General features: G+C 48.0%; 8 protein-coding genes. 2 read left to right on the top strand and 6 right to left on the bottom strand.

Annotated elements, in window-relative coordinates; genetic code table 11:
• Nucleotides 1-39: 39 nt before the first annotated feature.
• Both RMO84_RS06855 and RMO84_RS06850 read right to left on the bottom strand, forming a co-directional pair.
• The gene (locus RMO84_RS06855; protein WP_310487723.1) at nucleotides 40-183 is read right to left on the bottom strand and encodes a hypothetical protein; all 144 of its coding nucleotides are present in this window, start codon (nucleotides 181-183) and stop codon (nucleotides 40-42) included.
• A gap of 3 nt (nucleotides 184-186) precedes the next feature.
• Nucleotides 187-1167, bottom strand: a complete 981-nt coding sequence (locus RMO84_RS06850) for a hypothetical protein (protein ID WP_310487722.1) — start codon at nucleotides 1165-1167, stop codon at nucleotides 187-189.
• Nucleotides 1168-2098: 931 nt separating this feature from the next.
• Between RMO84_RS06850 and RMO84_RS06845 the strand changes: the two genes are divergently transcribed.
• Nucleotides 2099-3403, top strand: coding sequence for a folylpolyglutamate synthase/dihydrofolate synthase family protein (locus tag RMO84_RS06845; RefSeq protein WP_310487721.1), 1305 nt, complete (start codon nucleotides 2099-2101; stop codon nucleotides 3401-3403).
• Between the two features lie 56 nt (nucleotides 3404-3459).
• Here RMO84_RS06845 and RMO84_RS06840 read toward each other — a convergent pair whose 3' ends face one another.
• Entirely contained in the window at nucleotides 3460-3780 is a 321-nt protein-coding gene (locus RMO84_RS06840; protein WP_396135793.1) for a c-type cytochrome, read from the bottom strand.
• Between the two features lie 356 nt (nucleotides 3781-4136).
• Between RMO84_RS06840 and petG the strand changes: the two genes are divergently transcribed.
• Complete coding sequence (petG, locus tag RMO84_RS06835; RefSeq protein WP_309728234.1) at nucleotides 4137-4250, top strand: cytochrome b6-f complex subunit V; 114 nt, start codon at nucleotides 4137-4139, stop codon at nucleotides 4248-4250.
• Between the two features lie 340 nt (nucleotides 4251-4590).
• Here the strand turns inward: petG and rsmD are convergent, their stop codons facing one another.
• The 3 genes from rsmD to hemB all read right to left on the bottom strand — a co-directional run bounded on the left by rsmD (nucleotide 4591) and on the right by hemB (nucleotide 7675).
• A complete protein-coding gene (gene rsmD / locus RMO84_RS06830; protein ID WP_310487719.1) occupies nucleotides 4591-5154 on the bottom strand; it encodes a 16S rRNA (guanine(966)-N(2))-methyltransferase RsmD in 564 nt (187 codons plus the stop codon).
• A gap of 33 nt (nucleotides 5155-5187) precedes the next feature.
• The gene (locus RMO84_RS06825; protein WP_310487718.1) at nucleotides 5188-6192 is read right to left on the bottom strand and encodes a DnaJ C-terminal domain-containing protein; all 1005 of its coding nucleotides are present in this window, start codon (nucleotides 6190-6192) and stop codon (nucleotides 5188-5190) included.
• A gap of 463 nt (nucleotides 6193-6655) precedes the next feature.
• Complete coding sequence (gene hemB, locus RMO84_RS06820; protein ID WP_310487724.1) at nucleotides 6656-7675, bottom strand: porphobilinogen synthase; 1020 nt, start codon at nucleotides 7673-7675, stop codon at nucleotides 6656-6658.
• Nucleotides 7676-7697 lie beyond the last annotated feature (22 nt).

Raw genomic sequence — 7697 nt, 5'->3', positions numbered from 1 at the left:
GGTACTGGGGTGTGGGCTTTAGTTCGGAACGATCGTTTTCTACTGATGATGCGCGGCAAGTGGCACACTGACAGCAGTTGGAAATAAATTGACTGCTACTGAGTAGAGTAGAAGGAGACTACCCAGAATTCCAGCATTGTTAGGTAAACTCCCATAGTGACGATCGAGGGTGTTTACAAACATCTGTTAGACAGCAGCCAGCTCGCGAACGGGTTGCAGAGCTACAAACGCCTGTGTTTCGGCATCAACGCGTGCGAACATATCTTGCAACAAGTTCATGAATTGCTCGAAACCTTCCAATGCCCACTGCATGATTTGCTCTTTGGATTCGGGACGATAATCTGCCACCAGGTTCAAAGCATCAGCAACAAACTCAAAGTGAGAAGCTTCTACACCACCAGCACCTTTATAGCTAGCATGAATCAAGATGTAACACCAGGGATGGTAACGGTGTCCGCTGATTTGCGCTGTAGGAGCTTTGCGTAAGTAGGCGTCGAAACCCACATTTTTATTGTCATAACGTACGACTTTATCGGTTAATGCAGACTCGATATCGCCAAATAACTCGGATGCGGCATGAAATCCCATACTCCGAATCAGAGATTCGGCATCGCCAGGAACGCCAGCATAGCCTTCCATGACGCCATTACAAATATCAGTCAGCCACGCCGGTACTGGCGCAAATTGATTCCGCTCGGCTGTCGAGAGTCCAGCATAATCACCCATTGTCCGTACTAACAGTTGAGCTAGTGCCCTATGCGTTGCGCCATCATTGACACCTTCATCGGCAGCCGCAATCATCACCTTGGCTGCTAGATCGTGTCCCCGATCTGCTTCTTCAATAACTTCAACATTCGGATCGGTGAAGAGATAACGCGACATGGCGATCGAACTTGCCAACCGTGCAATTACTGCCGATGTATAAGCATTGAAATGAGTATAACGTTGGAAAAACATGTACAACCCAGTCGGGTTTTGAATAGCCCGATTGAAGTACTGCTCGATTTTATCTCCAGCTTCAGCAACAGCAAAACATTCTCTAAAGAAATCTCCAGAAAATGGTTTAACACCATTTTGGACAGCTACATTAGCTTTAACGATCGCTTGAGCTAAATTTGCACTTTGAGCAGTCACAGATGTAGTCGTTGCAGTTTGGAAGTTTTGCATGGAATTAATAACTCCTAAAAGTATGGAGAGTATGGTTTGCTGATTTGGAAGCCAATGATATTTTTTTGCTACGGTAGATTGAGATCTATTTTGCTAAAATATGTTGTTCTTTGCTGAAAACAGACATAAAAAACACCCCCACAATCGACATACTGTGATGCGAGTAATGTTGTTTATTTTGAGGATTTTCTATGCTTTGCGATCGAAGCTTTGTATCTAGCTTCGCTCGCGACTGTCTTTCTCTACCGATCCTCGATGTCTATCTCAACTCGATTGCAACTACTACCAGTAAAACTTGTCTGTTTGCTGAGGAGCACACATCGAGATCGGCGAGTTAGCTTTTGATTTAGAGAATTATCTTAAATCATGAAAATTAGCAGTTAATCAAACTACAATCAATGTTTGTAGTTACACAAAATATGCAAATAGTCGGTTTTTTTTCTTACCTTTTGTATCGGTTTACACCCATTCTATGAGCGGCAGATTCGGATGGTCAACAGTACGGATCACAAGATCGGCCAAATAGCGTATCCTAGTATACCGTTTAGATCGACAAATAAGTATGCATCATTAGGCTAACAGGTAACACTAATCACAGATCGAGTAATCCTTACTTTATGTAACAAGGAGTAATATGATACCAAGTGACAATTGCAAAGTTGTTGGACTAATAGTTATTGCTGAGAGGAAATATGATTCGGATCGCGGTAGCTGTTTATACCGTTACCTCGCGATCGAATAAAGCTTACAAGATCTGAGCCGATAAGCCTTTCAATACCGAATACCTTTAAATGCGAGGATAGTGAGTGTGTGGAGTCCTGTCGCGATCGATTTAGAGCTAATAATTTTGCAGAGTCGCGCGGTTGATGCTGGTATTTCGATCGAAAACAAGGTATAAGTTAAAATCTCGCTCTACTCGCTAACGACCTAAGTGACAGATTCAATTTCGGCGATCGACAACCGCTTGGCACCATTCCACCAATTTGGGGTGAATCTGGGGCTGGAGCGCATTCAAACCTTACTTACCGCACTAGGTTCCCCCCACCTATCGGTGCCAATGATTCACGTTGCGGGGACAAATGGCAAAGGTTCTGTCTGTGCTTATTTAGCTAGTATTCTGCGCAAAGCAGGTTACAAAGTCGGTCGGTATACATCGCCCCATTTAGTGGACTGGAACGAGCGCATTTGTATTAACAACGATCCGATTAGTACGCAGAATGCTCTGAGTGTCCTCGATCGAGTTATTGCCGCCATCGATCCTGCGACTCACACCCCAACTCAGTTTGAAATTGTGACTGCGGCGATGTGGCTCTACTTTGCCGAAGCGCAAGTCGATATCGCCGTCATCGAAGTCGGCTTGGGTGGGCGACTAGATGCGACGAATGTCTGCGATCGACCCTTAGCGACAGTAATTACCTCAATCTCTTACGAACACTGGCAACAACTCGGCGATACGATCGCCAAAATTGCTGGCGAAAAAGCTGGTATCCTCAAACCAGGTTGTCCGGCCATTATTGGTACATTACCGCCAGAAGCAATGAGTGTTATTGCCACAAGAGTTGACACTCTAAATTGCCCAGTAACCTGGGTGAAGCCAGCCGTGCTATTACAACTACCGCCGCACGAACCTAAAGCCTTGCCAGGGTCGGATTTTCTGCCTTGGGTGGAGTCTGCTGGCGTTAGTTATCCGCTAGCTTTATTAGGTGAGATCCAGTTAACTAATTCAGCGATCGCGATCGCGACTATTCGAGTATTGTGCCAAATGGGATGGCAGATTAGCGACACCGCGATTGGAGCGGGAATGGCCGATACTCGCTGGCTGGGTCGGATTCAGTGGACGAGTTGGCAAGGCCAAAAGTTGTTAATTGATGGCGCGCATAATACTGCTGCGGCGATCGCCTTGCGGCAATATGTCGATACACTAGCGATGCCGATTAGTTGGACGATCGGGATGCTAGCTACCAAAGCACACCGAGAAATCTTCCAAGCCTTGCTCCGTCCTGGCGATCGCTTAGATCTAGTCCCCGTGCCAGACCACAGCTCGGCAGATCTAGATTTGCTAGCCGATCTAGCCCGATCTGTTTGTCCGCAGATGGCATCGATCGAGACTCATTCAGATCTCCAGGCTGGATTGGCCGCAGCTACAAGCACGATTCAAACTCATCGATCGGTACTCTGTGGCTCTCTTTACTTACTGGGTTACTTCCTGAAACTGAAACAATCTGAAAATTTGTAGCAATCTGCCAAAGTCCTAATGGGTAGTGAGTACTCACTACCCGCTACCCTCTAAACTTACAAAGTTTCTAGATAACTGAGCAGATCGGCCATCTCCTGCGGGTTGGGCTGAAATTGCGGCATTGGGGGCGTGTTGCCACTAGTGACTTGCTCGATGAGGCTATGGGGCGATTTGCGTTTAGAGATTTCGCGCAGACTAGGGCCGACACGACCGCCAGCATCGAGGCCGTGACAACCGCTACAATTAATCTGAAAGATCGCATGTCCCAGCATGGGGTCGCCAGTTTTGGCCAAGACGCTAGTTGTGTAGGGATTGGATTCGCGCAATGATTGCCAACCGACGATCGCGAGTATACAAATTGACAAAGCCAGCACAATCGACCCAATCTGTTGCCATGATGTTTGCCTGTGTTTTGGGAGTCGGATATCCAAGACGTGCCTGCTGTGTAAATAAATTTAAATTAGTGATTTTAAAGGGCAGACTTGACATCAAAGTCCATCTGCGTACCTAATAGTGTATCTACAAATTTAAGGTTTAAGATACATTTCTTAAATATCTTAAGCTTTTTCTCGCATTGTAAAGTTTTTCACGGGTACCAGGGCAAACACGAATGCCGATCTCCAGCTAGTGCAGATGTATTAATTGAGTCGCACCGATAATTGACTTGCATCGATCGCCCCAAACCCGATACGCTAGAGAGACTTATTTTAATTAATTACGGAGTTCAAACGTTGTGGTAGAACCTTTACTATCTGGGATCGTCCTCGGCCTAGTTTTCATTACGCTCAGTGGCTTGTTTGTGGCGGCTTACCTTCAGTACAAGCGCGGCAACCAGATCGGGTTGTAGGCTTTGGGCTTTAGGCTTTAGGCTTTGGGTTTTAGAGGATGTTTGGAAAATCCAATTGCTACGTTTGCAGTGGGCAGATCCCCCTGCTTGGTGCAACACATGCGGAGGGAACCTCCGCGTGGTTGCATCCGCTAAATCCCCCTTAAAAAGCGGATGCGCGTACTGTTCGGGTTCCCCGACAGTGTAGCGCACCAAGCGGGGGACTTTAATTCTGGTTTCCCCCTTTTTAAGGGGGGCTAGGGGAGATCCTCCAGGGTTGACGAGTTATAATCCATACTTTCCTAACATCCTCTTAGGCCGCAAGCGTCCTGTTAATTTACCAGCACCTAATACCTAATACCTAACTCCTTTCTTCTTCAAGCTGATAAAAAGACAGTGCGGTATTGCCGTATTGCTTGTAGCGGCAGAGTTGGAGGGTGGGTAGAGCGGTGGGTAAGTTGCTAATTTCGAGATTGGGACTGTGCTCTACTGCCAGCTCACCGCCAACTGCCAGTAATTGATATCGATCGATCGCGGCTAAGACGGGCTGATATAAATCGCCAGCATAGGGTGGATCGAAATAAATCCGATCGAATTTTTGACCCTGGAGATTGTCCAAGCCGTTAACAACATCTGCGCGCAAGAGTTGAAATTTTTGGTGGTCAGTGCTAACTTTCGCCCAATTTTGTTCGATTAAATCGCAAGCGGCGGTCGATCGTTCGATGCCTACAACTAGTTTAGCCGCGCGACACAAAGCTTCCGCACCCATGGCACCGCTACCACTACATAGATCCAACCAGCGGCAACCGACGATCGAGCCTTGCCAAATATTGAATAAAGCTTGCCGGACGCGTGCGGGTGTCGGTCGAGTTGCCAGTCCTGGCAAGGTTTTTAACTCGCGATTGCCATGGATTCTAATACTCATGATTTGGAATTATGGACGAGCGATCGTCAGCCACTACAACATTACTTGTTTAAAAGTGCTACGCGGATCGAAGGTGCGAGCGGCACGAATTTTTTCATAGAGTTCGCGTTCGGCAGGCGAGATCGTTTTGGGTGTAGCGATGATAATTTTCGCTAGCTGGTCGCCGCGTTCGCCGCGTGGATTAGCCCAGCCTTTGCCACGTAGTCGCAGGGATTGACCCGATCTCACGCCAGCAGGGACGTTAACTGTCACCATGCCATCGGGGGTGGGAATTTCGATTTGGGCACCTAAGACGGCCTCGTCAGGCGTTACGGGGACTTCACAGGTGAGCTGTTCGCCATCGAGTTTGAAGAATGGATGGGGTTGCAATTCGACGGTGAGGTATAAGTCGCCGCGTTGCTTGTTATAGGTGTTGACATTACCTTTGCCACGGACTCTGATGCGGCTGCCAGCTTTGGCACCACCAGGAATGCGCACTTTGATTGTCTCTGTGCCGAGGTTGAAACTTTTTTGGACGCCTTTGTAGGCTTCGGTGAGGGAGAGGACGATCGTGGCTTCGCGATCGCCGCCGAGATTATTTGCGCTGCTGCTGCTAGGATTGGTGGCGAAGCCGTCAGGAGCCGCTGCTCTAGTCCCAGCCGGATTGGGATTGCTCGAATTATTAAACCGACCTAATAGTTCGTTAACAAAATCATCGAAGTTGTTATATTGACCGAAATCAACCGTGTTAAAATCAGCGGTACGATTAGAGCCAGGAGCCGCACCAGGTGTCGATCGCGGATTATTGGTGCGCGGTTGTTCGGATTGTTTCCAGTACTGACCGAATCTGTCATACTGAGTGCGTTTATCGACGTCCGAGAGCACTTCGTTGGCTTCGGTAATTTCTTTAAATTTGGCTTCAGCAGTTTTATCGCCCGGATTGAGATCGGGATGATATTTCCGCGCTAATCGCCGATAAGCTTTTTTGATATCGTCTGCGCTGGCGTTCTTGTTTACCCCTAAGAGCGCGTAGTAGTCTCGAAAATTTGTCGCTGCCATATTTTGACTTAGTGGCTAGTTGCTAGTGGATAGCGATTTGCACTCGTCGGGTTCCCCGACGGTTAAGCAAATCAAGAGGGCGATTTGCGTAACTCTTAACGGAGCGGCTTCACCAACGGTGGAAACCCCGACGGTTTAGCGACCCAACACACGCGGAGGTTTCCTCCGCATGTGTTTGGGTCAAGAAGCAAATCAATACATTGGCGGGAAATCAGTTGTAGATGTTATTTCATTATGCCCTTGTTCCCTACAAAATTTAGCGATCGCTACCTACGCAAACCAGAGCTAGAGACAGGAGGAAAAAGAATAGATGAGCTACTGCTGCCGAATAAGTACGCGATCGCGTACTTATTCTTATTATGCGAAATAATTAATGTCACATTCTTGGTAATATCGATCGAATTGCATCGGTGTCGATAACAGCACTAGCGATCTGCCACAAAGTCGCCATCGCCGAGAGCGGTTACGATCGCTGATGATGCAAAATTAACGCGACATCTTTGGCAAAATAGGTCAAGATTAAATCGGCTCCAGCTCGCTTGATACTTAGCAAAGTTTCCATGACGATCTTCTTTTCATCGATCCAACCGAGTTGGGCGGCAGCTTTGATCAGTGAATATTCCCCACTGACATTATAAGCCGCAACGGGAACGTTACAGTTGGCCTTGACTTGATGGATGATATCGAGATACGCCAATGCTGGTTTGACCATGACAATATCGGCACCTTCGGCGATATCGAGTGCGACTTCCGCTAAGGCTTCGCGGGAGTTGGCGGGATCCATCTGGTAAGTTTTCTTATCGCCGAATTTGGGGGCAGAGTCGAGGGCATCGCGGAAGGGGCCATAATAGGCCGAAGCATATTTGGCGGAGTAAGCAAGAATCCCGACATCGGTAAAGCCCTGAGCGTCTAAGCCGCGTCGAATCGCGCCGATGCGTCCGTCCATCATATCGGAAGGTGCGACCATGTCGCAGCCAGCTTGCGCTTGGGACACGGCCATTTTAACCAGGATGGCGACAGTTTCGTCATTGAGGATGACGCCGTTTTCATCGATGACGCCATCGTGTCCGTGAGTAGTAAAAGGATCGAGGGCGACATCGGTAATGACGATCGTCTCTGGAGTTTGGGCTTTAATCGCGCTGACAGTGAGCTGCGCTAAGCCTTTAGGGTTGTAGCTTTCAGTCCCGTCCTCATCTTTTTTGGATTCGGAGACAACGGGAAATAGGGCGATCGATTTAACCCCTAATGTGTAGAGTTCGGCTACTTCTTTGAGCAGCAAATCGAGGGTATAACGGTAACAACCGGGCATGGAGGCAATTTCTACGCGCTGATTTTCCCCTTCCATGACAAACATTGGATAAATTAGATCGTCAACAGTAAGCTGTGTTTCGCTCACTAAGCTGCGAATGCTGGGATTGCGGCGCAGGCGGCGGGGACGTCTGGTCAGTGAGAGCGGATCGGCGTCAGGATGGGAGGGGGACATAAGATGTTGAGTAGATCGCAGT

Source organism: Chamaesiphon sp. VAR_69_metabat_338, from assembly GCF_031423935.1.
In the GTDB taxonomy this organism is placed as follows: Bacteria; Cyanobacteriota; Cyanobacteriia; order Cyanobacteriales; family Chamaesiphonaceae; genus Chamaesiphon.
This window is presented reverse-complemented; position numbering and strand designations above follow the sequence as displayed.

Coding starts and splice junctions, on each gene's coding strand:
- RMO84_RS06850 (WP_310487722.1), bottom strand. CDS start 1,167: ATGCAAAACTTCCAAACTGCAACGACTACATCTGTGACTGCTCAAAGT.
- RMO84_RS06855 (WP_310487723.1), bottom strand. CDS start 183: ATGTTTGTAAACACCCTCGATCGTCACTATGGGAGTTTACCTAACAAT.
- hemB (WP_310487724.1), bottom strand. CDS start 7,675: ATGTCCCCCTCCCATCCTGACGCCGATCCGCTCTCACTGACCAGACGT.
- rsmD (WP_310487719.1), bottom strand. CDS start 5,154: ATGAGTATTAGAATCCATGGCAATCGCGAGTTAAAAACCTTGCCAGGA.
- RMO84_RS06825 (WP_310487718.1), bottom strand. CDS start 6,192: ATGGCAGCGACAAATTTTCGAGACTACTACGCGCTCTTAGGGGTAAAC.